Source organism: Mycoplana dimorpha, assembly GCF_003046475.1.
In the GTDB taxonomy this organism is placed as follows: domain Bacteria; phylum Pseudomonadota; class Alphaproteobacteria; order Rhizobiales; family Rhizobiaceae; genus Mycoplana; species Mycoplana dimorpha.
Window position 1 is genome coordinate 113,261 of sequence record NZ_PZZZ01000007.1, and the last position, 22,358, is coordinate 135,618.

The 22,358-nt window shown below is 64.5% G+C and carries 22 protein-coding genes; 13 read left to right on the forward strand and 9 right to left on the reverse strand.

The genetic code is table 11. From position 1 onward, the window contains the following. Positions 1 to 373 precede the first annotated feature (373 nt). Both C7449_RS16860 and C7449_RS16865 read left to right on the forward strand, forming a co-directional pair. Entirely contained in the window at positions 374 to 1,090 is a 717-nt protein-coding gene (locus C7449_RS16860; RefSeq protein ID WP_108004239.1) for an extensin-like domain-containing protein, read from the forward strand. 114 nt (positions 1,091 to 1,204) lie between these two features. Then, the gene (locus C7449_RS16865) at positions 1,205 to 1,714 is read left to right on the forward strand and encodes a DUF1993 domain-containing protein (RefSeq protein ID WP_108004068.1); all 510 of its coding nucleotides are present in this window, start codon (positions 1,205 to 1,207) and stop codon (positions 1,712 to 1,714) included. Positions 1,715 to 1,846: 132 nt separating this feature from the next. On the opposite strand, the gene C7449_RS16870 is transcribed toward C7449_RS16865, so the two are convergent. The 4 genes from C7449_RS16870 to C7449_RS16885 form a co-directional block, all read right to left on the reverse strand. Continuing rightward, entirely contained in the window at positions 1,847 to 3,526 is a 1,680-nt protein-coding gene (locus tag C7449_RS16870; RefSeq protein WP_108004240.1) for a formate--tetrahydrofolate ligase, read from the reverse strand. A gap of 399 nt (positions 3,527 to 3,925) precedes the next feature. After that, on the reverse strand, positions 3,926 to 5,053 hold the full coding sequence (locus C7449_RS16875) for a DUF2333 family protein (RefSeq protein ID WP_108004069.1): 1,128 nt from the start codon (positions 5,051 to 5,053) through the stop codon (positions 3,926 to 3,928). A 196-nt stretch (positions 5,054 to 5,249) separates the two neighbouring features. Beyond that, a complete protein-coding gene (locus C7449_RS16880; protein ID WP_108004070.1) occupies positions 5,250 to 6,323 on the reverse strand; it encodes a hypothetical protein in 1,074 nt (357 codons plus the stop codon). Positions 6,324 to 6,574: 251 nt separating this feature from the next. Next, positions 6,575 to 7,162, reverse strand: coding sequence for a thymidine kinase (locus C7449_RS16885; protein ID WP_108004071.1), 588 nt, complete (start codon positions 7,160 to 7,162; stop codon positions 6,575 to 6,577). 230 nt (positions 7,163 to 7,392) lie between these two features. Here C7449_RS16885 and C7449_RS16890 point away from each other — a divergent pair, with 230 nt between their 5' ends. From C7449_RS16890 to C7449_RS16910, 5 genes are all read left to right on the forward strand, one after another. Further along, positions 7,393 to 8,349: a choline ABC transporter substrate-binding protein gene (locus C7449_RS16890; RefSeq protein ID WP_108004072.1), complete on the forward strand. Its 957-nt coding sequence runs from the start codon at positions 7,393 to 7,395 to the stop codon at positions 8,347 to 8,349. Between the two features lie 152 nt (positions 8,350 to 8,501). After that, positions 8,502 to 9,374, forward strand: a complete 873-nt coding sequence (gene choW, locus C7449_RS16895) for a choline ABC transporter permease subunit (protein ID WP_108004073.1) — start codon at positions 8,502 to 8,504, stop codon at positions 9,372 to 9,374. Next, on the forward strand, positions 9,371 to 10,414 hold the full coding sequence (gene choV, locus C7449_RS16900) for a choline ABC transporter ATP-binding protein (protein WP_108004074.1): 1,044 nt from the start codon (positions 9,371 to 9,373) through the stop codon (positions 10,412 to 10,414). The genes choW and choV overlap by 4 nt, the downstream gene beginning before the upstream one ends. 113 nt (positions 10,415 to 10,527) lie before the next feature. After that, positions 10,528 to 11,301 carry a HugZ family pyridoxamine 5'-phosphate oxidase gene (locus tag C7449_RS16905; RefSeq protein WP_108004075.1) on the forward strand — a complete coding sequence of 258 codons (774 nt, stop codon included), beginning with the start codon at positions 10,528 to 10,530 and terminating at the stop codon, positions 11,299 to 11,301. Between the two features lie 119 nt (positions 11,302 to 11,420). Then, positions 11,421 to 11,759, forward strand: a complete 339-nt coding sequence (locus C7449_RS16910; protein WP_108004076.1) for an ArsR/SmtB family transcription factor — start codon at positions 11,421 to 11,423, stop codon at positions 11,757 to 11,759. A 77-nt stretch (positions 11,760 to 11,836) separates the two neighbouring features. On the opposite strand, the gene C7449_RS16915 is transcribed toward C7449_RS16910, so the two are convergent. Beyond that, complete coding sequence (locus tag C7449_RS16915) at positions 11,837 to 12,676, reverse strand: alpha/beta fold hydrolase (protein ID WP_108004077.1); 840 nt, start codon at positions 12,674 to 12,676, stop codon at positions 11,837 to 11,839. Between the two features lie 212 nt (positions 12,677 to 12,888). Between C7449_RS16915 and ade the strand changes: the two genes are divergently transcribed. The 3 genes from ade to C7449_RS22145 are packed head-to-tail and all read left to right on the forward strand — an operon-like array spanning position 12,889 to position 15,097. After that, on the forward strand, positions 12,889 to 14,586 hold the full coding sequence (ade, locus tag C7449_RS16920; protein WP_108004078.1) for an adenine deaminase: 1,698 nt from the start codon (positions 12,889 to 12,891) through the stop codon (positions 14,584 to 14,586). Positions 14,587 to 14,639: 53 nt separating this feature from the next. Then, positions 14,640 to 14,843 (forward strand): hypothetical protein, encoded by a 204-nt coding sequence (locus tag C7449_RS16925; protein ID WP_108004079.1) that lies wholly within the window; start codon positions 14,640 to 14,642, stop codon positions 14,841 to 14,843. Beyond that, positions 14,840 to 15,097 (forward strand): ParE family toxin-like protein, encoded by a 258-nt coding sequence (locus C7449_RS22145; protein WP_108004080.1) that lies wholly within the window; start codon positions 14,840 to 14,842, stop codon positions 15,095 to 15,097. The genes C7449_RS16925 and C7449_RS22145 overlap by 4 nt, the downstream gene beginning before the upstream one ends. 18 nt (positions 15,098 to 15,115) lie before the next feature. On the opposite strand, the gene bglA is transcribed toward C7449_RS22145, so the two are convergent. Further along, positions 15,116 to 16,762 carry a beta-galactosidase BglA gene (bglA, locus tag C7449_RS16935; protein ID WP_108004081.1) on the reverse strand — a complete coding sequence of 549 codons (1,647 nt, stop codon included), beginning with the start codon at positions 16,760 to 16,762 and terminating at the stop codon, positions 15,116 to 15,118. A 181-nt stretch (positions 16,763 to 16,943) separates the two neighbouring features. Here bglA and C7449_RS16940 point away from each other — a divergent pair, with 181 nt between their 5' ends. The 3 genes from C7449_RS16940 to C7449_RS16950 all read left to right on the forward strand — a co-directional run bounded on the left by C7449_RS16940 (position 16,944) and on the right by C7449_RS16950 (position 19,421). Continuing rightward, positions 16,944 to 17,951, forward strand: a complete 1,008-nt coding sequence (locus C7449_RS16940) for an Ldh family oxidoreductase (RefSeq protein WP_108004082.1) — start codon at positions 16,944 to 16,946, stop codon at positions 17,949 to 17,951. Between the two features lie 12 nt (positions 17,952 to 17,963). Beyond that, positions 17,964 to 18,872, forward strand: a complete 909-nt coding sequence (locus C7449_RS16945; protein ID WP_108004083.1) for a sugar kinase — start codon at positions 17,964 to 17,966, stop codon at positions 18,870 to 18,872. Between the two features lie 111 nt (positions 18,873 to 18,983). Further along, positions 18,984 to 19,421, forward strand: coding sequence for a plastocyanin/azurin family copper-binding protein (locus tag C7449_RS16950; RefSeq protein WP_108004084.1), 438 nt, complete (start codon positions 18,984 to 18,986; stop codon positions 19,419 to 19,421). 69 nt (positions 19,422 to 19,490) lie between these two features. Here C7449_RS16950 and der read toward each other — a convergent pair whose 3' ends face one another. The 3 genes from der to C7449_RS16965 all read right to left on the reverse strand — a co-directional run bounded on the left by der (position 19,491) and on the right by C7449_RS16965 (position 22,312). After that, positions 19,491 to 20,921: a ribosome biogenesis GTPase Der gene (der, locus tag C7449_RS16955; protein WP_108004085.1), complete on the reverse strand. Its 1,431-nt coding sequence runs from the start codon at positions 20,919 to 20,921 to the stop codon at positions 19,491 to 19,493. 38 nt (positions 20,922 to 20,959) lie between these two features. Further along, positions 20,960 to 21,631 (reverse strand): tetratricopeptide repeat protein, encoded by a 672-nt coding sequence (locus C7449_RS16960; protein ID WP_108004086.1) that lies wholly within the window; start codon positions 21,629 to 21,631, stop codon positions 20,960 to 20,962. Positions 21,632 to 21,724: 93 nt separating this feature from the next. Beyond that, positions 21,725 to 22,312, reverse strand: coding sequence for an NnrU family protein (locus C7449_RS16965; RefSeq protein WP_108004087.1), 588 nt, complete (start codon positions 22,310 to 22,312; stop codon positions 21,725 to 21,727). Positions 22,313 to 22,358: the final 46 nt, after the last annotated feature.

A 22,358-nucleotide genomic window follows, 5' to 3' on the forward strand; every position in this document is an offset into this window, starting at 1 on the left:
GCTCGGTCCCGAAGCGCCCCTGAAATGAAAAAAGCCGCCTCGTGGTTTCCGGGCGGCTTGTCTGTCAATCACGCGTGACTGGTCGAGGCCGCTTTCAGCGTGCCCACCACCAGATCGCAATGTTGCGTGCGTTCATCATCGGCGGAAGTGTTAGCGTGAAGCGAAGGCGAACGCAACTGCGTTTTCCGCCCGCCCGGGCGGCGCTCGCCTTGCGTCTGACCTCCCCAGGTGTTGGGGAACAGAATGCACCTCGGCGGCATTTCTTCCGTACGTAGAAAATCGGAGAACTACGACCATAACCTGCCGACCGGCTGTCTTGCTTGTCACGTCCGTCCTCTTGCTTTCTGGCGCTTCGCTGCCGGAAAAGGGCCCGATGCCGGTGCCGCGGCCCCCGGTAGAGGCGTCGAAACCGGCCCCCGAAGCTGGTTCCGGGGAGCCAGCCCCCGAAAAACCGGTCCAAGGTCCGCCAGCACCGGCAACTCAGACCGAAAAGCCCGAACCTCCGCCCCCGCCGCCACCCATCCCCGAAGAGGATGCCGCTGCCGTCGCGGCGTGCCTGACGGAACTGAGATCGGCCGGCGCGGTCGTCAAGGAAGCACCGCGGATCGACCCGGAGAATGGCTGCGGCATCGCCCGGCCCGTGGTCGTCGGCCAGCTCGCCTCGGACATCGAGATAAAGCCGGAAGCGACGCTCCGCTGCGAGACGGCGCTCCAGCTCCAGCGCTGGACCCGTGACGCCGTCATACCCGCCATCAAGGCGGCGACGCCGCAGAAGCGGCTTGTCGCCCTCAACCAGGCCTCCGCCTATGTCTGCCGCAACCGAAACAACGAGCCGAATGGAAAACTGTCCGAGCACGCGCTCGGCAATGCCGTCGACATCGCGGGCTTCACCTATTCCGACGGCAGCCGGCTGGCGATCGCTCCGCGCGAGAAGGACGCAACGATCGAGGGCGCCCTGCAGCGGGCGGTGGTCGCCTCCGCCTGCCTCTATTTCACCACCGTGCTTGATCCCGGCAGCGACGCCGCGCACGAGACCCATCTGCATCTCGACGTCAAGAAGCGGACCAACGGCTATCGGTACTGCTGGTGAGCCGCTCATCAATGTCGATTTTGGCCCCGGGGAACTATAAAATATGCCGGCGCTCACCCATCTGAAGTCGTGAGCCGGCAGGAATGAACGGCCGAAACAAACAAGGATCCTCCGATGACCCTGTCCATGCACCGCCTCTCCGTCCCTGTGTTCGTCCGCGGGCTGCGGGTCCTGTCAAACCTGCTCGACAAGGCAGAAGCCCATTGCGAGGCGAACGGCATCGCGCCGGAGGTGCTGGTGAACGCGCGCCTCGCACCGGACATGCTGCCGCTTTCGGCGCAGGTCCAGCGCGTCAGCGACACCTCCAAGAACGCACTCGGCCGCCTCACCGGCGCAGGCGCCCCGAGCTTTCCCGACACGGAAACGACATTTGCGGAACTGAAGGCGCGCGTCGAACGGACGATCGCCTATCTCGAGACGATCCGCGAAATCGACATGCAGGGAAGCGAAACCCGCGAGATCAAGCTGACCGTCGGCAAGCTGGAGGTGAACTTCATCGGCGCCAACTACCTGCTCGAATTTGCGCTGCCGAACTTCTACTTCCACGTCACGACGGCCTACAACATCCTGCGCCACAACGGCGTCGCGATCGGCAAGCGCGATTATCTCGACCCGTCTGCCTGATGGCCTGCCGAAACCGTGCGGCGGTTTCGGGATCAAGACAGCATGAGAACACAAAAAGGTCGCGTGAATAACGCGACCTTTTTCGGCTGGCGGCGTCCGGCCGCGAATGGCGGCCGGACGCAAAGTTGGTTCTTAGAACAGGCCTTCGATCTGACCGAGTTCGTTGAGGAAGATCTTCTCCGACGACGGCACCTTCGGCAGGCCCGGCATGGTCATGATCTCGCCGGTGATGACGACGACGAAGCCGGCGCCGGCCGAAAGCCTGACTTCACGGACCGGAACGGTATGGCCCTCGGGCGCGCCGCGCAGGTTCGGATCGGTCGAGAAGGAGTACTGCGTCTTGGCCATGCAGATCGGCAGGTGTCCGTAGCCCTGCGCTTCCCAGGCGTGCAGTTGATCGCGTACCGACTTGTCGGCGATCACCTCGCCGGCGTGGTAGATATCCTTGGCGATCGTCTCGATCTTGTGGAACAGCGACATGTCGTCCGGATAGAGCGGCGCGAACTGCGAGTGCCCGGATTCGGCAAGTTCCACGACCTTGCGCGACAGTTCCTCGATGCCGGCCGAACCCTGTGCCCAGTGCTTGCACAGGATGGCTTCGGCGCCGAGCGTTGCGACATAGTCCTTGATCGCCTGGATCTCGGCCTCGGTGTCGCCGGCGAAATGGTTGATGCCGACGACGACCGGAACGCCGAACTTCTTGACGTTCTGCACGTGGCGGCCGAGGTTGGCGCATCCCTTGCGGACCGCCTCGACGTTCTCGCGGCCGAGGTCTTCCTTCTTGACGCCGCCGTTCATCTTCATGGCGCGCGCCGTCGCGACGATCACCGCCGCATCCGGGTGCAGCCCGGCCTTGCGGCACTTGATGTCGAAGAACTTCTCCGCGCCGAGATCGGCGCCGAAGCCGGCCTCGGTGACCACGTAGTCGGCGAGCTTGAGCGCCGTCTTCGTCGCCACGACGGAGTTGCAGCCATGCGCGATGTTGGCGAACGGGCCGCCATGCACGAAGGCCGGATTGTTTTCCAGCGTCTGCACCAGGTTCGGCTGCATGGCGTCCTTGAGCAGGACCGTCATGGCGCCGTCGGCCTTGATGTCACGGGCGAAGACCGGGCTCTTGTCACGGCGGTAGCCGATGATGATGTTGCCGAGACGCTTTTCGAGGTCCTTGAGGTCCATCGAAAGACACAGGATCGCCATCACTTCGGAGGCAACCGTGATGTCGAAGCCGGCCTCGCGCGGATAGCCGTTGGCGACGCCGCCGAGCGAGCAGACGATCTCGCGCAGCGCCCGGTCGTTCATGTCCATGACGCGGCGCCAGGCGACGCGGCGGGTGTCGATGTTCTGCTCGTTGCCCCAGTAGATGTGGTTGTCGATCAGGGCGGCGAGAAGGTTATGCGCCGAGGTGATCGCGTGGAAGTCGCCGGTGAAGTGAAGGTTCATGTCCTCCATCGGCACGACCTGCGCATAGCCGCCGCCGGCCGCGCCGCCCTTGACGCCGAAGCAGGGGCCGAGCGAAGCTTCGCGGATGCAGACGACCGCCTTCTTGCCGATACGGTTCAGGCCGTCGCCCAGGCCGACCGTGGTCGTCGTCTTACCCTCGCCGGCCGGGGTCGGGTTGATGGCCGTGACCAGGATCAGCTTGCCGTCCTTCTTGCCCTGTTGCGCAGCGATGAACTCCGCGGAGATCTTTGCCTTGTCGTGGCCGTAGGGAAGCAACTGCTTCGGCGGAATACCCAGCCTTTCGCCGACCTCCATGATCGGCTTCTTGTTTGCCGCGCGGGCGATCTCGATATCGGATTTGAATTCGGTCATCTTTCGCTCGTTCCCCTTCCACTCGGGCATTGCGGCCGCATGAAGCGCCGCGCCGTTTCCTTGTGCTGTCCACGATACCGGCCGCAAACGCTGCCATGCACGCGTGCAACTCGATCCTGGCCAGTTAGAGCCGGAATGGATCGGCTGCGCCATATCAAAATTGCCATTCAATCGACCAAACGCGACAAACGGCGGCTTGCACCCGTCAGGGGACGAAAAACCTGAAGCGACTTCCGCCGTTCCGCGTTCGATCATCCAGGACCAGCATCACCGGGGTGAAAGCTCCGGTGCTGGGCGCGCGGGACCTCACACCCGCGCTGATGAAGCGTCCAGGAGCAAAGGCTGACCGCCCGAGGAAGGCCGGCTGACGGCCGGTGAATTCCAGCCGCCCCCCGTCACTCACCGTGTCAGGATATCCCGCATCTCCACCAGGTTCGAGCGGACGCGCAGGATGTAGAAGCCCATGGTCGCCAGGTGGGTGGGCATGATCCAACCGTCCTCGCGCCCGTTGGAGATGATCAGCGGCTGGATGTTCAGTGCGGCACGCAGCTGCTTGACGGTCTCCGCCCAGATCTGCGTCAGTCCCCGCTGGGTGATGACGGCGTCGAAGTCGGCGCCGGCCGCAGAGAGGATGCCGTAGTAGCCGTAGAGCTGGCCGAAGGCGAACCAGAAGCGGTCGTCGGCGCGCGTGTCGAACCAGCCGCCGTTGTGGAACTCGGAGCGCTCGCGGATGATCGCCGAAGTATTGCCGAGGTCGTTGGCGATCCGGTCCAGGAACTGGACAAGGTTGTCGGAACGGGCGTCGAAGGTGGCGTTACAGGCCGCAAGCGCGTCATTGAACTTGTGCAGGTCGCGCATCGCTGCCCGGTAGAAGCTCGGCGTCGGCGTCTTCGGCCCGAACGGGCTGAAGCCGAAATACCAGGTTTCCTCGTCAAACTGAATGTTGCCGCGGGCAGACTGCAGCTCGTTGTTGACGCCGGAGGTGCCGCGCACGCGGCCGAGCGTGTCGACCAGTTCGACCGAGGTGCGCCGGATTGCCTGGTTGATGCCGCGCTGGAACGAAGCCTTGTTGTCCAACCAGGGGGTATCGTCCCAGTCCATGCCGAAAAGGCCGAGCTTGTAGAGGATCATCGAGGAGACCCAGGCGTTCTGGTTGACGTTGAAGTCGATCAGATCGGCCGTGACGTCGACGATGGCTGAGCGCTCGCACTTGTTTGCCGGCGCCGCCTCGCCGGCCGCGACCTTGACCGGCAGCCCGGCGTCGTTTTTGCGGGCGGCGAAGTTGTATGCGTTGACATAGTCGATGTTGAAGTTGTGCCAGGACTGGGTCTGCCAGATGAAATAGCCATAAAGCCCGACCAGGCCGATCAGCACGATGGCGATCGGACCCTTGATGATCCAGTCGCGCTGGCGGTACCAGTTGCCGGCCGCGATGAACGGCCAGGCCAGCCATGAGATCAGGTGGCCGATGCCGCGCCCGATGGCGGCGAAAAAGCGCTGGAAGAACGCCACGATCGGGTCAAGCATTTCCTCTGTCCTCTCCAATTCCGTGGAACATCTGCCGGAAGGCAGGCTTGTCCTTCAAATAGGTTCGCGCCAACGTTTCAACCATGTGCTTCTTAAATTTTCGCGGAGCGCCTCGCGGGAGGCATGGATGTCACTTGCCGAGCGGACGAAATCGCGGTGTGAACTGCGAGCACGGCGTGACCGGTCCCGTGGACCTTCATCGGGTCGATGAGTCCTTTTCCATGACCTGCCGGAAGCGCCCTGCAAAGGCGTTGTCGGCGCGCTCCTTGCGGCGCTGGATGTCTTGGGTGGCGAGCATGTCTTTCTCGTGCATCGCGATGAGGTCGCCGATGTGCTCCTGCGCCGCAAAGCCGATTGCGGTCATGTCCTTCACCGCGCCGCCCGCAGGGATGCCTACCAAATTGATCCCGTGAGCGACGTCCTGCGGGGCCGTCGACCTGGCGAAATCTTCCAAGGCCTTGTAGAGGACGACCCGCTGCTGGGTATCGATCGTCAGCTTGTTGAGGAGCGTGTTTTGCGCGGCGATCTGGTCGTTGAGCGAATCGACGAAGGTCTGGAAGTTCGTGGTGTATCGCCCCAGCGTATGGCTCTCGGCGGAGAGTTCCTGCTCCTCGGCCAGTTTCTCGCTGTGCTCGGCGGCGAGCTTCGAGCGCTCGCCCTCCAGCAGGGTGCGCCTCCTCTGGTCGGTGGCTGCAGTGATGCGCTTGTCGATTTCGAAGAGCAGTGAGCTCAGTTCCTCGATCCGTCTCTGAGCTCCCTCGAGGCCGACGATCGTCAGCTTGCGTCGGTCCATCACCTGTATCAGGCTTGCCTCGGCGGCCTTGTAGCGGTCGCTGAGAAACGATTTCTGCTCCTTCAGAAGGCCGATGACCGTGTCGCACTTCGCGAGCAGTTCGCGCATGTTGCCGGCAAGCGACGTTTTGCGTGCCCTGTCGGTGTGCATGCGCTGCATCCTGGGTCGGGAGAAGATGCCGACAATCTTCTCGTAACCGGTATAGGTCTTCAGGCTTGCGAACTCGGCGCCGGAGGCGTTGGCTGCATTCTCGAGCCCGATGATCAGTTCGGCGATGCAGGCTTCCATGGTCTTCTGCTGGGCGAGCACATCCTGGATCCGCGCATTCTCGACGTCGAAATGGATGTCATCGGGACTTGCCTCCTGCCTGGCAAACCGGTCGAGCGCGAGGCCGGCCTGTTCCACCTTGTCCCGCATCTGCTCGACGGCGGTGCGGGTCCTTTCAATATCGGCATCGAAACGCTGCGATATGGCCATGCCTGCTCCCCTCCGCCAGGCAGGCGTGTGCGCCGGCCGGGATCACTCCTGAAGACTTAGCCTGCACTTTCGCGGCAGCGATCCTGCCGCTGTCCGATGGACGACATGATGTGAGAAGTCAGGGCGTGCCCGCAAGCCCCGGAAGAGATGAATTTCCCGCAAAAAGCGCAATGCGGCGCACCAGCCAACGTATGGCGGAAACGAGCCGCAGGGTTGGTGGCGTGCGCAGTTTTTCGATCCGACCGGACGGATCAGTCGTGCTGCATCGTATCTTCCCAGTGTCGCCGGCAGTAGGACACATACTTGTCGTTCCCGCCGACCTCGACCTGCGCGCCCTGCCTCACCACCTTGCCCTCCGCATCGAGCCGCACGACCATCGTCGCCTTGCGGCCGCAATGGCAGATGGTGCGCACCTCGCGCAGCTCGTCGGCGATCGCCAGCAGCGCATAGGAACCGGGAAAGAGCCTTCCCTGGAAATCGGTGCGCAGGCCGTAAGCCATGACCGGTATGCCGAGCCGGTCGGCAATGCGCGCAAGCTGCCAGACCTGCTCCTCGCTCAAGAACTGCGCCTCGTCCACGAACACGCAGGCGATGGGCCCGCTGCCGTCGGCACGGAGCGTCTCGACCAGCGCATAAAGATCGTCGCCGGCATCGAAGGCGATCGCGTCGGCCTGCAGTCCGATCCGCGACGAGATGCGCCCCCTTCCCGCGCGCTCGTCGAGCGAGGCAATGAAGATCGCCGTGCGCATCCCGCGCTCCCGGTAGTTGTACGAAGCCTGCAGCAGCATCGTCGACTTTCCGGCGTTCATCGTCGCGTAGTTGAAGTAAAGCTTGGCCATGGTATTCTCCGGCTGCTTTCTTGGCCCGGCCGCCGCCGAATTTCCAGCCGGGGCGTAGCGAAAATCACAGATCTTCGCATGCGTCGTCCAAAGCGACATTCATGTGCCCGATTGCGCAACACCGCGAAATAATCTAGCCCTCCAACGCCGCTCCGCACGTGGTAAAGTGCTTGAATTATGATGTTTTTGATGCTTCGCTTGCGCATCAGAACAAGTTGGGGAGCAGAAACATGAAATCCGCATCCACTCTCAGGACGTCTGTCCTCACCGCAGTTTCGCTGCTGGCGCTTGGCGTCTCCGGCGCACTGGCCGCCGAGCCCGAAAGCTGCGGCAAGGTCCGCTTCTCCGACGTCGGCTGGACCGACATCACCGCGACGACGGCGACGGCGTCGACAATTCTGAAGGGTCTCGGCTACGAGACCGAGACCACGGTGCTTTCGGTGCCGGTCACCTACACCTCGCTCGCAAACAACGACATCGACGTTTTCCTCGGCAACTGGATGCCGACCATGGAAAACGACATCAAGCCGTTCCGTGACGCCGGCACCGTCGAGACGGTGCGCGAGAACCTCGAGGGCGCCAAGTACACCCTTGCCACCAACACCAAGGGCGCGGAACTCGGCATCAAGGACTTCAAGGACATCGCCGCCCACAAGGATGATCTTGACGGCAAGATCTACGGAATCGAGCCCGGCAACGATGGCAATCGCCTGATCATCAACATGGTCGACAAGGGCAGCTTCGACCTGAAGGGCTTCGAAGTGGTCGAGTCCTCCGAGCAGGGCATGCTTGCCGAGGTCGCCCGCGCCGAGCAGGACGGCAAGCCGATCGTCTTCCTCGGCTGGGAGCCCCATCCGATGAACAGCAACTTCAAGCTCACCTATCTGTCCGGCGGCGACGACATCTTCGGGCCCAACTTCGGCGGCGCGACGGTCCTGACGAACGTGCGCAAGGGCTACACGACCGAATGCCCGAACGTCGGCCAGTTCCTGAAGAACCTCAAGTTCTCGCTCCAGATGGAGAACGAGATCATGGGCAAGATCCTCAACGACGGGCAGTCGCCCGACTCGGCGGCGGCCGACTGGCTGAAGGCCAACCCGAGTTCGCTCGATCCATGGCTCGCCAACGTGACCACCCGTGATGGCGGCGACGGCCTCGCCGCGGTCAAGGCATCGCTCGGCCTCTGACGGGCTCAACGAGGACGCATGGCCGACGTGCGCGCAACTGATGCACGTCGGCTCAATCGTCATGCGTCGACAAGACCGTATCGCCGCTCGACTGCTCCGGCCCGACCGGGCAGCGGCGGCTTCCGCGGCAAGATAAGAAGTGGTTCAAACTCGTGAACTGGCTGACGGACATCAAACTGCCCATCGGGCCCTGGGCGAAGGCAGCGGTCAACTGGCTGACTTCCCATGGCAAGAACTTGTTCGACCTCCTGAAAGTGGTGATGCAATCCGGCATCGACGCGATCCTGCTCCTGCTGCAGGGCCCATTTTCCAGTGGTCAGGGGCAGTTTGCCTATGCGCTCGCGCTGATCGTCCTGATCACCGCGCTGTGCTGGTATTTGCGTCGGTCCGTCGGGGTGGCCCTGTTCACCTTCGCCGGCCTGCTCCTGATCGTCAACCAGGGCTACTGGAAGGAAACGACCGAAACGCTGGCGCTGGTGCTGGCGGCGACTGGCGTCAGCATGCTGGTGGGCGTCCCGCTCGGCATCGCCGCGGCCCGCCGCGCCTGGTTCTACGCCTTCCTGCGCCCGGTGCTCGACCTCATGCAGACCATCCCGACCTTCGTCTACCTGATTCCTGCCCTGATTCTGTTCGGGCTCGGCATGGTTCCCGGCCTGATCGCCACGGTGATCTTCGCGATCCCTGCACCGATCCGCCTGACCCGGCTCGGCATCATCTCGACGCCACCCGCGCTCGTCGAAGCCGCCCAGGCCTTCGGCGCCACGCCCTCGCAGGTGTTGCGGAAGGTGGAGCTTCCATTCGCCAGGCCGCAGATCATGGCCGGCCTGACCCAGACCATCATGCTGTCCCTGTCGATGGTCGTCATCGCGGCGCTCGTCGGCGCCAAGGGGCTCGGCGTTCCGGTGGTCCGCGCCCTGAACACCGTCAACATCTCGATGGGCTTCGAGGCCGGGCTGTGCATCGTCATCCTGGCGATCATCCTCGACCGTCTTTTCCGCACGTCCGATGAAGGAGAAGGCGCATGAGCGAGACCGTCGTCTTTCGCAACGTCGACATCATCTTCGGCGAGAAGCCGGAACGCGCCATCGCCATGGTGGACGCCGGCAAGAGCCGCGACGAGATCAGCAAGGAGACCGGCCTCGTGCTCGGCGTCGCAGGTGCCTCGCTCTCCATCAACGAGGGCGAGATCCTGGTGCTGATGGGGCTGTCCGGCTCGGGCAAGTCGACCCTGCTGCGGGCCGTGAACGGGCTGGCGCCGGTCGTCCGCGGCGAGGTGCAGGTCAAGACCGGCGGAAGTCCGATCAATCCGTACAAGTGCAGCCCGAAAGCGCTGCGCGATTTCCGCATGCACACCGTCTCCATGGTGTTCCAGCAATTCGCACTCCTGCCCTGGCGCACGGTCGCAGACAACGTCGGCTTCGGCCTGGAGCTTGCAGGCATCCCCGAGGCCGAGCGGCGGGCCCGTGTCGAGGAGCAACTGAAGCTCGTCAACCTCACCCAGTGGGCAAACCGCAAGGTCAACGAACTCTCGGGCGGCATGCAGCAGCGCGTCGGCCTCGCCCGCGCGTTTGCAACCGGGGCGCCGATCCTCTTGATGGACGAGCCGTTCTCGGCGCTCGATCCGCTGATCCGCACGCGCCTGCAGGACGAACTGCTCGAGTTCCAGCGGCGGCTGAAGAAGACGATCATCTTTGTCAGCCACGATCTGGACGAGGCCTTTCGCATCGGCAACCGCATCGCCATCATGGAGGGCGGGCGGATCATCCAGTGCGGCACGCCACAGGAGATCGTCAAGAATCCGGCCAACCGCTACGTCGCCGATTTCGTGCAGAACATGAACCCGATCAACATGCTGACGGCGCGCGACGTCATGCAGGAGGGCCTGGGCGGACCGGCAAGCGGCGTTACCGCCACGGCCTTGCCCGGCACACCGCTGGTCGACGTACTGGACGCGATGGCCCGGCAACCGGGCAACATAGGCGTGGTTGAAAACGGCGCCGTCATCGGCATGATCAATGCGCAGAACGTGGTGGAGAGCCTCACCCGCCATCGCCGCCAGGAATAAGCCAGCTCCGCCACCATCGCTGGCGACCCGTCCATAATGGTTCCGGGCTTGCGTCCTTGCCTTTGCGATGCCACGCCGTTCGGGTGGCCCGAGATCGATCCGAGGAACTTGCCATGACGGAGAAAGCCGCAGACGCTCCGAAGGTGCTGCGCGACACCGACGACGAGGCGCGCAGGCTCGCCCGCAGACTGCTGCGGTCCGCGCGCAGCGCCACGCTTGCCGTACTCGAACCGGAAACCGGCTATCCCTTCGCCAGCCGCGTGCTGACCGGCCTGGACATCGACGGCGTGCCGGTCATCCTGGTCTCGGCGCTCTCCGTCCACACACAGGCGCTGCGCCGCGATCCGCGCGCGTCACTGCTTGCCGGCGAGCCCGGCAAGGGTGACCCCCTCGCCCATCCTCGGCTGACGGTGATCACCGGCGCCAAAGAGGTGGAGCGTGACAGCGACCGGCACCGGCGTATCCGCGAGCGATTCGTCCGCCGCCATCCGAAGGCCAGGCTCTACGTCGACTTTCCCGATTTCACTTTCTTCCGGCTCGAGCCGCTCCGGGCCAATTTGAACGGCGGCTTCGGCAAGGCCTATGTGCTGACCGCCGACGACCTCCTGATTCGCTCGCCGGCGGGCGAGGCGCTGGCGGCGCAAGAGGCGGGCGCGATCGAGCACATGAATACCGATCACGCCGAGGCAGCCGGCCTCTACGCGCGCCATTTTTGCGGCGCCAGGGAGGGAGACTGGGTCATCGCCGGCATCGACGCCGCCGGGATCGACCTCTCCGCCGGTGATCGGCTTGAGCGCCTTGATTTTCCTGAAGAACTTTCCGACCCGACGGAACTGCGGTCTGTACTGGCCGACCTTTTGCGTCAGGCGCGGGCGGAGAAAACGTAGAGCCCTGCGTCGGCCCACCCCCAATTTCTGGCTCTTGATGTGTTTGGTTTTGTTTATATGCTAACAGTCACAGAGTACGGCACCGCACATATAGAATTGATTTCATGACGGAGTTTCGAATGGACGCTTTTTCAAGTGACGAACAGGCTCGGGCCGAGGTCGCAACGAACCTTCTCTCTGCAATGGCCAATCCAAAGCGCCTGCTCATCCTGAAGGTGCTCGTCCGCGGAGAAATTGCCGTCGGCGCTCTCGCCGTGAAGGTCGGGTTGAGCCAGTCCGCCTTGTCTCAGCACCTTTCCAAGCTTCGTGCGCAAAACCTCGTCTCCACGCGGCGGGATGCCCAGACGATCTACTATTCCAGCAAGTCGAACGCCGTTCTGACAATCCTCGGCGCCCTCGACTCACTCTATGGCGAACAGACGGCCACCGAGCCGACGCAACTGCGCCGTTACGCCTGAACGCGATGAAGCCTTCGAAACGCCCCGCGGGTCTCCCAACCGCGGGGCGTTTTCTTTTGGCCCGATCAACCTGAACACTAGCCCTCGAAAAAGGCCAGAAGGTCAGCGTTGATGATGTCGGCATGGGTGGTCGCCATGCCGTGCGGTAGTCCTTCATAGACCTTCAGCGTACCGTTCTTCAGAAGCTTGGCCGACAGCAGCGCCGAATCGGCGATCGGCACGATCTGGTCGTCGTCGCCGTGCATGACGAGGACCGGCACGTCAATCGCCTTCAGGTCTTCCGTGAAGTCCGTTTCCGAAAACGCCTTGATGCAATCGTAATGAGCCTTGGTTCCGCCCATCATGCCTTGGCGCCACCAGTTCTGGATGACCCCTTCGGAAACCTGGGCACCGGGACGGTTGTAGCCGTAGAATGGCCCGGCCGGCACGTCGCGGAAGAACTGGGCGCGATTGGCGGCAAGGGCGGCGCGGAATCCGTCGAAGACTTCGAGCGGCAGGCCGCCGGGGTTCTCTTCCGACTTGAGCATGATCGGCGGCACGGCGCCCATCAGAACTGCCTTGGCAACGCGGCCATTGCCGCCATGCCGCGCCACATACCGGGCAACTTCGCCGCCGCCGGTCGAGTGGCCGACATGGATGGCGTTGCTCAGGTGGATATGGTTTGCGAGCTCTGCAACGTCGGCGGCGTAGGTATCCATTTCATTGCCGGTTTCGGTCTGGCTCGAGCGGCCATGCCCCCGTCGGTCATGGGCGATCACGCGAAACCCGTGGTGCAGGAAGAACAGCATCTGCGCGTCCCAGTCGTCCGACGACAGCGGCCAGCCGTGGTGAAACACGACCGCCTGGGCGTCCTCCGGTCCCCAATCCTTGTAGAAGATCTGGGTACCGTCCTTCGTGGTGATGAAGCTGCTGGTCATGGTCGCTCGTCCTTTCGAAACTGCTGTTTGAATGACTGCGAAAACGGAAGGCGCCCGCATAAGCGATGGAAGGGCCCCGCGCCGGCCATACATGGTACCGTAGCCGCTCGCTCTGTTGAAGCGCTCGGCAGAACCGGCCAACGGCGGTTCAAACCTCCCCTTTCCGCCGCGTCGCGGCTAGACTTGGCCTTTCAACGGATTCGGAGCATGCCATGACCTCTCGCCTCGAAACCCTCATCGACCAGGGCACCGGCCGCGAGCCCGCCGACATCGTGCTGAAGGGCGGCCGGTTCTTCGACCTCGTCACCGGCGAACTCGTCGCCTCCGACATCGCCATTTGCGGCGAGCGCATCGTCGGCACCTGCGAAGCCTACACGGGGCGTGAGGAGATCGACATCTCCGGGCGCATCGTCGTGCCCGGTTTCATCGACACCCACCTGCACATCGAATCCTCGCTCGTCACCCCGCACGAGTTCGACCGCTGCGTGCTGCCGCTCGGCATCACGACGGCGATCTGCGATCCGCACGAGATCGCCAACGTGCTCGGCACCGAGGGCATCCGCTACTTTCTCGATTCAGCCGAGCAGACGATCATGGACATCCGGGTGCAGCTCTCCAGCTGCGTGCCGGCCACGCATCTGGAGACCTCCGGCGCCGACCTGCCGGTCGGACGGCTGCTGCCGTTCCGCAACCACCCGAAAGTGATCGGGCTTGCCGAATTCATGAACTTTCCGGGCGTGATCGCCAAGGACCCGACCTGTCTCGCCAAGCTGGAGGCGTTCCAGGGTGGGCATATCGACGGCCACGCGCCGCTTCTTTCCGGCCGCGACCTCAACGGCTATCTCGCCACCGGCATCCGCACCGACCATGAATGCACAAGCGCGGAAGAGGCGCTGGAGAAGATCAGGAAGGGCATGCACATCCTGATACGCGAGGGCTCTGTATCGAAGGACCTGCTGGCGCTCCTGCCGCTGATCACCGAACGGCTCTCGCCCTTCATCGCGCTCTGCACCGACGACCGCAATCCGCTCGACATCGCCGAACAGGGCCATCTCGACCACATGATCCGCACCGCGATCGCCCACGGCCGGTCGCCGCTCGCCGTCTACCGCGCCGCCTCCATCTCCGCAGCCCGCGCCTTCGGGCTCAGCGACCGCGGCCTGATCGCGCCCGGCTGGCGTGCCGACCTCGTGGTGATCGACACGCTGGAGGAGTGCCGCGCCGAAATGGTCTTCTCAGTCGGCCGTCGCGTCACCGACGCGCTGTTTGCAAGCCGCAACCCCGTCGCCCCGGTGGGCCTCGACAGCGTCAAGGCGCGACCGGTCAAGGCAGCACATTTCGCAGTGCCCGTCACCGAAGGCGAAGTTCCGGTGATCGGCGTGGTGCCGGGCCGGATCATCACCGAGCACCGCCGCTATCACCTCCCGGCCAAGGGCAACGAGACGGCGGTCGACCTTTCCCGTGACATCGTCAAGGTCGCCGTGATCGAGCGGCACGGCAAGAACGGCAACCACGCCAACGGCTTCGTCCAGGGTTTCGGGTTGAAGAAGGGCGCGATCGCCTCGACGGTCGGCCACGACAGCCACAACATCTGCGTCGTCGGCGTCGACGAGGACGACATGGCCATGGCCGCCAACAGGCTCGGCGAGATCGGCGGCGGCTTCGTCGTCGTCGCCGACGGCAAGGTGACGGGCGAGATCGCCCTGCCCGTTGCCGGCCTGATGAGCCTGGAGCCCTACGAGACGGTGCGCGACACGCTGCACCACCTGCGCAAGTCAGCCCTTGCACTCGGCGCCACCCTGGAGGAACCGTTCCTGCAACTCGCCTTCCTGCCACTGCCGGTCATCCCGCACCTGAAGATTTCCGACCGCGGCATGGTCGACGTCGACCGGTTCGCGCTGATCGGGTGAGACAGCTTGGCAGGCACCAGGCGATCGCTTATCTAGAAACTGGAGGACTTCAAATGTCCAAGCTGAAGCAGATCGAAAGAAGCGTGACCGAACTCGACGCCGACGAGTTCAAGGCGTTTACCCTATGGTTCGAGAGGCTGCAGGCGGAGCGTTGGGATCAGCAGTTGGAGCGGGATGCCCGTAGCGACGGCGCCCTGGATCGCTTGGCGGACCAGGCCCTGAAGGACCACCGCGCCCGACGGACCAGTCGTCTTTGAGGCACCATCACGCAAGTCCCTCGTTCTGGCGCGCCTACAATGCGCTTCCCACACATGTTCGTAAGCTGGCCGATCAGAATTTCGAGATTTTGAAAGCTGATCCGAAGCATCCGTCCCTGCATCTGAAGCAAGTGGGCCGCTTCTGGTCAGTCCGTGTTGGAATCTCGTGGCGTGCGCTTGCTGTTGCCGATGGAGACGACCTCATCTGGTTCTGGATCGGCAGCCACGCCGATTACGATAAGCTTGTAGGCTAGGCGGCGCCGCCTGATCGCTCACGGCAGCCTGCCGCAAAACGCGTCGAGTCCGCCGAGCTTGACGATGCCATCGTCCAGTGCCGGCGCAAAGCCGGGCATGTGCACGGGCTCGACCTCTTGCAGATGCTTCGGCATTGAGAACGGCACTGGTTCGCGTGTCAGATTGAAGACGAAGAACAGCCTCTCGTTGCCCTTCTCGCGCGTGAAGGCCAGGACGTCCTGGTTGGAAGGCAGGAAGGCCATCTCGCCGTCGCGCAGGGTTGCGTGCGCGCGGCGAAAGGCGAGCGTCTCGCGATAGTGGTTGAGCACAGAGCCCGCCACCTTCTCCTGGGCGTCCACCGCCAGCCGCGCCTGTTCCTCCGGCACCGGCAGCCAGGGCCGGCCGAGCGTGAAACCGGCATGGGGCGCGTCGGCTTTCCAGGGCATCGGCGTGCGGCAACCGTCACGGCCCTTGAAGGCCGGCCAGAAGCGGATGCCGTAGGGATCGCGCAGGTCCTCGTATTCGAGCTCGGCCTCGGGCAGCCCGAGTTCCTCGCCCTGATAAAGACAGATGCTGCCGCGCAGCGTCGACAGCAGCGTGATCGCCAGCTTGGCGATGCGATCACGTTCCTCGGGCGTCTCGGCGAAGCGGCTGACGTGACGTACCACATCATGGTTGGAGAAGGCCCAGCACACCCAGCCGTCGGTTACCAGCCTTTGGAAGCTCTCCACGCACCCACGGATGTGTTTTGCCGTAAAGTCCGGATGCAGCAGGTCGAAGGTGTAGCACATGTGCAGCTTGTCGCCGCCGCTCGTGTATTCCGCCAGCGTCTTCAGCGACCGGGTGCCGTCGCCGACCTCCCCCACCGTCGCCCGGTCGTCGTATTCGTCCAGCAGCGCTCGCACCCTTTTCAGGAAGCCGAGGTTCTCAGGCTGCGTCTTGTCGTGGCGATGCGATTGCATGCCGTAGGGATTTGTGTCGGGCGCGTCGAGCCCGGCCGCCTCACTATCCGGCTCACGTGGCGGGTTGTCCCTCAGCTTCGCGTCGTGGAAGTAGTAATTGACGGTATCGAGCCGAAAGCCGTCGACGCCGCGGTCGAGCCAGAAGCGCATGACCTTGAGCATCACCTCCTGGACGGCAGGGTTATGGAAATTGAGGTCGGGCTGGGAGGTCAGGAAGTTGTGCATGTAATACTGCCGGCGCACGCCGTCCCACTCCCACGCCGGGCCGCCGAAGACCGAAAGCCAGTTGTTCGGCGCCGTCCCGTCCTTCTTCGGCTCGGCCCAGACGTACCAGTCGGCCCTGTCGTTGTCGCGGCTCGACCGACTCTCCTTGAACCAGGGGTGCTGGTCGGAGGTATGTGAGATCACCTGATCGATGATGACCTTCAACCCCAGGCGGTGCGCCTCGCCGAGCATTTCGTCGAAGTCCGAGAGCGTGCCGAACATCGGATCGACGTCGCAATAATCGGAGACGTCATAGCCCATGTCGGCCATCGGCGACTTGAAGAACGGTGAAAGCCAGATGGCGTCCACGCCTAGCGATGCGATATGTGCCAGCCGCTCGCGGATCCCCTTAAGGTCGCCGACGCCGTCGCCGGTCGTGTCCTGGAAGGACCGCGGGTAGACCTGGTAGATCACCGCGCCGCGCCACCAGTCGCCAGCGGCCTTCTGCAAAGCGGACATTCGACGCCCCCCGGAAGATGATCGTCCATCATGTGTAGCGGGGAGCGCGGCTGACGTAAACGGGCGGCCGGGTGACGAGCGGGTCAATCGCAACGCTCGAGCGTCCGGCGCGGTTGACGCGCACGGCATCGGAACGGATGATGTCGCCGATCCAAGCCGCATTGGAGCAGGAGACCTCCACATGTCCGACCGCACGGTTACGCTGACCCTGCCGGAAGCCACGACCCTGGCCACCTCGGCGCTGCTGCGGGCCGGGGCAAGCGAGGCGCTCGCCCGCTCCCTGGCAAGGGCGGTCGTCGATGCCGAAGCGGCCGGAAAGCAGGCGATCGGCCTGGCCCACCTGCCCGACTATCTGGACGCGCTCGCCTGCGGGCGCATCGACGGTGATGCCGAACCGCTGATCACCTCACCAATCCCGGCGCTGGTGAGATGCGACTGTCGCGGCGGCATCGCCCAGCTCGGCTTCGACCGAGCCTTTGACGACCTGGTGGCGAAGGCCAGCAGCTTCGGCGTCACCCTCTATGCCTCGCAGAACAGCTTCACGACCGGGGAGCTGGGATGGTATGCCGTCCGCCTCGCCGAGGCCGGACTGGTCGCACTCGCCGCCACCAACGGGCCGGCCCTGATTGCCGGCGGCGGCAGCAGGAAGCCGATCTACTGCACCAACCCGCTCGCCTTCGCGGCCCCGCGCGCCGATGGACCGCCGCTCCTGATCGACCAGGCCTCGAGCGCCACCGCCTTCGTCAAGGTCCGGCAGGCGGCCGAACGGGACGAGCCGATCCCCGAAGGCTGGGCGCTGGATGCCGACGGCAATCCGACGACCGACCCGCAGGCGGCGATCGGCGGCGCCCTGCTGGCCTTCGGCGGGGCGCGCGGCGCCAACATCGCGTTGATGGTCGAGGTCCTCGCGGCCGGCCTGACGGGTGCCAACTGGTCACTGGACGCGCCGGACTTCCGGGCCGGGAGCGACAATCCGGGCGCCGGCCTGCTCATCATCGCCATCGCGCCACAGCTCGTCGCCGGCGACTTCGAGAGCCGCCTTGCCCGGCAACTGAAACGCCTGTCGCGCGACTACGGCGTCCATGTCCCGGGAGAAGCCCGTCAATCGGCAAGACAACGCGCCGACAGCGCCGGCATCACCTTGCCGGTGGCGCTCTTTGACAGTATCACCTCGTTCCGACGCAGATAGGAGGCGGCAGGAATGGCGGGACGGCTACTGTCCATCGGCGAATGCATGGTCGAATTGCGGCAGGCCGGCGGCGACCTGCTGCGAAAGGGCTTTGCGGGCGACACCTTCAACACCGCATACTACGCGCGCCTGTTCCTGCCCGCGGACTGGTCCGTTGACTATTTCACCGCGGTCGGCACCGATCCCATCTCCGACGAATTGCTCGCCTTTGCCGAGGGGCACGGGGTGGGAACCGGACGCATCGTCCGGATCGAGGGCCGTTCGCCGGGCCTTTACATGATCCACCTGAAGGACGGCGAGCGCAGCTTCTCCTACTGGCGCTCGGCCTCGGCGGCCAGGCTGCTGGCGCGTGATGGCGATCGACTGCGTGCCGCGATCGAGGCCTCCGACGTCATCGCCTTTTCCGGCATAACGCTGGCGATCCTGCCGGCCGAAGACGTTGAAACGCTCCTCTCCGAACTTCGCCGCGCCAAGGCTTCCGGCAAGCTGGTCGCCTTCGATCCCAACATTCGCCCCCGCCTGTGGGACAGCGCCGAGCGAATGCGCGCCACGATCAGCGACGGCGCGCGTGCAGCAAGCCTGGTCATGCCGGGTTTCGATGACGAGGTTACGCATTTCGGCGATGCCTCGATCGACGCGACGATCGACCGCTACCGCATGCTCGGCACCGCCAACATCGTGCTCAAGGACGGCGGCAACGGCATAACCCTTGCCTTCGGTGACGAACGGACCCACGTGCCGTCGGCAAAGGTCGAGACAATCGTCGATACGACCAGCGCCGGCGACAGCTTCAACGGTGCCTTCCTGGCCCGCCTTGCCACCGGTGCAGATCCGCAGCCGGCCGCGCGCTTCGCGGCTGAGGTCGCCGCCGCCGTCATCCAGCACCACGGCGCGTTGGTTCCCCGCCATAAGCTGCCCTGAGCAGCGCCCATCCTCGCGGTACTTTCTTCCCGCCAGCGGCTCTTTCAGGTTGCCGTCAGAAACGCACGGCACAAATTCCGGGCAACCGTTTCCATGGAAGGAAGAACGCCCATGATACGTTTCACGCGTCTGCTTGCCGCTCCGGCCGTTGTAACCGCTCTGGCACTTTGCGCCACGCCATCCTTGGCGGCGACGACCCTCAACGTCACCGCTAGCGGCGAAGGCGGTGGTCCGATGGCGCTCAAACTGGATCAAGCCGAGATACCGGCGGGTCCGGCGACCATCGTGGTGCACAACGAAGCCATGTCCGAAGAGCACGAGGTGATCCTGGTGAAGCTCATCGAAGCAGACCAGAAGATCCCTTTGAACGCCAAGAAGCACCGGGTCGACGAGGATAGCCTCGACAGCCTGGGCGAAGTGTCGGACCTCAAGCCTGGCGCCGACGGCAAGCTCGACGTCGACCTTAAGCCCGGCAACTACCTTCTGTTCTGCAATCTGAAAGGTCACTACGAAGCCGGGATGGCGGCGCGCCTGACGGTCACCCCGTAGCCGCCGCCGGAGCGGCGATGATCCCCGGCCGTCGCCGCTCCACGGTCGGCGCTGCCTCGGCGCCGGCCGTCAGCTCCGGCGCTTCTTCTTCGGCTCGAAGGGGTTTTCCGACGCCTTGAAGTGGATGCGGATCGGCACGCCCGGCAGGTCGAAGTCGTTGCGCAAGCCATTCATCAGATAGCGCACATAGGAGTCCGGCAGCGCCTCGGGGCGCGTGCAGGAGACCATGAAGCCCGGCGGGCGAGCCTTGACCTGCGTCATGTATTTCAGCTTCAGGCGGCGGCCCGAAACGGCCGGCGGCGGATGCTGGACCTGCTGCGACTCGAGCCAGCGGTTCAGCTTCGCCGTCGAAATGCGGCGGTTCCAGACGCGATCGGTGTCGATGATCGATTGCATCAGCTTGTCCAGCCCGCGGCCGGTCTGCCCCGAGATCGGCACGGCGCGGATGCCGCGCGCCTGCGGCAGCAGCCGCTCGGTCTTCTCCCGCAACTCCGCAAGGACCGCCTGCGGGTCCTCGATCAGGTCCCACTTGTTGAAGGCGAGCACGGCCGCACGGCCCTCGCGCAGCACCAGGTCGACGATCTGCAGGTCCTGCTTCTCGAAGGGAATGGTGGCGTCGAAGACGATCACCACGGTCTCGGCGAAGCGGATCGCCCGCAGCGCATCGGCGACCGAAAGCTTTTCCAGCTTCTCCTGCACCTTCGCCTTGCGGCGCAGCCCGGCGGTGTCGAACATCTTGATGGTACGGCCGCGCCATTGCCATTCGACCGAGATGGAATCGCGCGTGATGCCGGCCTCCGGGCCGGTCAGCAGGCGGTCCTCGCCCAGGAAGCGATTGATCAGGGTCGATTTTCCGGCATTCGGCCGTCCGACGATCGCCACGCGCAGGGGCTTCGTCTCGTCATAGGCCGGCTCTTCCTCATCCTCGGCGGCCGCATCGTCGGCCGCCCGCGGAATGTCGACGTCGGTGACGGCCACGTCGTCCTTCGGCGGAAAGGCGCGGTCCTCGCCGATCGCCGCCACGATCGCGTCGCGCAGGTCGAGCATGCCCTGGCCGTGCTCGGCCGAAATGGGGGTCGGTTCGCCGAGGCCGAGCGTGAAGGCGTCATAGAAGCCGGCATCGGAGCCGCGCGCCTCCGACTTGTTGGCAACCAGCACCACCGGCTTGCCATGCCGCCGCAGCATCTCGGCCAGCGCCTGGTCGACCGGGGTCAACCCGGTCTTGGCGTCGACGATGAACAGCGACAGGTCCGCCTCGTCGATCGCGGCCTCGGTCTGCGCGCGCATACGGCCTTGCAACGTCTCGGGCGCGGCCTCCTCCAGACCGGCGGTATCGACGACGCGGAAGCGCAGGTCGACCAGTTTCGCCTCGCCCGGCCGGCGGTCGCGGGTGACGCCCGGCGTGTCGTCGACGAGCGCCAGCTTCTTGCCGACCAGCCGGTTGAACAGCGTGGACTTGCCGACATTGGGGCGCCCGACAATGGCGACGGTAAAGCTCATGGGACGTTCCGTTCCGGTCGAGCCGCGCGAACGCGGCGTCAGGCGGCCTTGCCGCTGGCGGTGATCAGGTCCAGCATCATCTGGGCGCGATTGGCGATGTTGCGCGGGCTTTGCGCATCGCCGGTGATCTCTTCGAACCACTCCTTCGCGCGCTTGAAGTCGCCGTGCTTGTAGGCGGAGAGGCCGAGCACCTCGCGGGCGGAATGGCGCATTTGGCTGGCGGGGGTCGCCAGTTGCTCCGCCTCGGCCGCAACGTCCTCGTAGGATGACCCGTCGACCATCAGGTAGGCTGCCCGCAGCCGGGCAGTATCTCGCAGCGCCTGCGGGATCGAGCCGTCCTTGGCGATCGCCTGAAAGGCCGAAACGGCACCGGCGGTGTCGCCGTTTTCGGAAAGCAGCGAGGCCGAGCGCATGCGGGCCAGCACCGGATAGGCGCCGAAGCCGTCCTTCTCAAGCGCGGCCAGTTCCTTCTGCGCCTCGTCCTTCTTGTCCTCGCGGATCATCGTGAGTGCGGAGAGGAACCGGTCGCCGGCGGCGGACGCTTCGGTTTCGCGCCAATAGTCATAGGCGACCTTGCCGATCGTGCCGAGGACGAGAAGCACAGCCGCGCCGATCAGGACACGCCCGAACCGCCGCCAGATGGCGCGCACCTGGTCGGAACGGAGTTCCTCGTTAACCTCGCGGATGAAGCTGTCGTCCTGGTTTACCATTCTCGCCCGGCCTTCACTCAAATGATCGGTTTTCGCGCTTCTACCCGATTTTTGGCGCGTTGTAAGGGGGCAGCGGCGAATTCGCCGGCTGCCTCACATCGCCAAAGGCGAGACCCCGATGATCCATTCGTGCAGCTTCAGCACGATCGCCAGATAGAGCGCGACGCCGAGCACGACGGAGATCAGATCGTAGCTTGCCGAGACGAACACCGGCAGCTTGGTCTCGCCGGAGGCGATCCGCGGCTTCAGGCTGATGCGCAGGACGACGGCCCAGGCCAGGATCGCGCCAAACAGCAGCACCGAATAGCTTTCGCCATTGGCGAGCAGATGGCTGAATGCCCAGAGCTTGATCGCGACCAGGGCGGGGAACTTCAGCTTCGAGCGGATGTAACCCGCCGGCAGGAAGGCGGCGACGAGGCATATCGAGGCAACCAGCATGAGCAACAGCGCAATGTGGGCCATGAAGACCGGCGGCTGATAGAGCATGCTGCCGCCGCTCTCGCGCGCCAGCACGAAACCGTAGGCCATCATCACCAGGCTGAGCAGCGAGACGATGCCGTGAGCGGCCATGAAGCCCGGCTTGCCGAACCGCTCGATCGCGGCAGCGCGCAACCCCGGTGCGAATGGTCGAACGAGATGGGTCACGATGAAGAGAATGATACCGGCAACCAGCAAAGCCATGGAATCCGCCTTCCGTCATTGAAATCCGGTTTGCAACCGTAGACTT

What these genes read in the sequence shown, in the direction of transcription:
- C7449_RS16860 (WP_108004239.1), top strand. Translation starts at nt 374, where the DNA reads ATGCCGGTGCCGCGGCCCCCGGTAGAGGCGTCGAAACCGGCCCCCGAA.
- C7449_RS16865 (WP_108004068.1), top strand. Translation starts at nt 1,205, where the DNA reads ATGACCCTGTCCATGCACCGCCTCTCCGTCCCTGTGTTCGTCCGCGGG.
- C7449_RS16870 (WP_108004240.1), bottom strand. Translation starts at nt 3,526, where the DNA reads ATGACCGAATTCAAATCCGATATCGAGATCGCCCGCGCGGCAAACAAG.
- C7449_RS16875 (WP_108004069.1), bottom strand. Translation starts at nt 5,053, where the DNA reads ATGCTTGACCCGATCGTGGCGTTCTTCCAGCGCTTTTTCGCCGCCATC.
- C7449_RS16880 (WP_108004070.1), bottom strand. Translation starts at nt 6,323, where the DNA reads ATGGCCATATCGCAGCGTTTCGATGCCGATATTGAAAGGACCCGCACC.
- C7449_RS16885 (WP_108004071.1), bottom strand. Translation starts at nt 7,162, where the DNA reads ATGGCCAAGCTTTACTTCAACTACGCGACGATGAACGCCGGAAAGTCG.
- C7449_RS16890 (WP_108004072.1), top strand. Translation starts at nt 7,393, where the DNA reads ATGAAATCCGCATCCACTCTCAGGACGTCTGTCCTCACCGCAGTTTCG.
- choV (WP_108004074.1), top strand. Translation starts at nt 9,371, where the DNA reads ATGAGCGAGACCGTCGTCTTTCGCAACGTCGACATCATCTTCGGCGAG.
- C7449_RS16905 (WP_108004075.1), top strand. Translation starts at nt 10,528, where the DNA reads ATGACGGAGAAAGCCGCAGACGCTCCGAAGGTGCTGCGCGACACCGAC.
- C7449_RS16910 (WP_108004076.1), top strand. Translation starts at nt 11,421, where the DNA reads ATGGACGCTTTTTCAAGTGACGAACAGGCTCGGGCCGAGGTCGCAACG.
- C7449_RS16915 (WP_108004077.1), bottom strand. Translation starts at nt 12,676, where the DNA reads ATGACCAGCAGCTTCATCACCACGAAGGACGGTACCCAGATCTTCTAC.
- ade (WP_108004078.1), top strand. Translation starts at nt 12,889, where the DNA reads ATGACCTCTCGCCTCGAAACCCTCATCGACCAGGGCACCGGCCGCGAG.
- C7449_RS16925 (WP_108004079.1), top strand. Translation starts at nt 14,640, where the DNA reads ATGTCCAAGCTGAAGCAGATCGAAAGAAGCGTGACCGAACTCGACGCC.
- bglA (WP_108004081.1), bottom strand. Translation starts at nt 16,762, where the DNA reads ATGTCCGCTTTGCAGAAGGCCGCTGGCGACTGGTGGCGCGGCGCGGTG.
- C7449_RS16940 (WP_108004082.1), top strand. Translation starts at nt 16,944, where the DNA reads ATGTCCGACCGCACGGTTACGCTGACCCTGCCGGAAGCCACGACCCTG.
- C7449_RS16945 (WP_108004083.1), top strand. Translation starts at nt 17,964, where the DNA reads ATGGCGGGACGGCTACTGTCCATCGGCGAATGCATGGTCGAATTGCGG.
- C7449_RS16950 (WP_108004084.1), top strand. Translation starts at nt 18,984, where the DNA reads ATGATACGTTTCACGCGTCTGCTTGCCGCTCCGGCCGTTGTAACCGCT.
- der (WP_108004085.1), bottom strand. Translation starts at nt 20,921, where the DNA reads ATGAGCTTTACCGTCGCCATTGTCGGGCGCCCCAATGTCGGCAAGTCC.
- C7449_RS16960 (WP_108004086.1), bottom strand. Translation starts at nt 21,631, where the DNA reads ATGGTAAACCAGGACGACAGCTTCATCCGCGAGGTTAACGAGGAACTC.
- C7449_RS16965 (WP_108004087.1), bottom strand. Translation starts at nt 22,312, where the DNA reads ATGGCTTTGCTGGTTGCCGGTATCATTCTCTTCATCGTGACCCATCTC.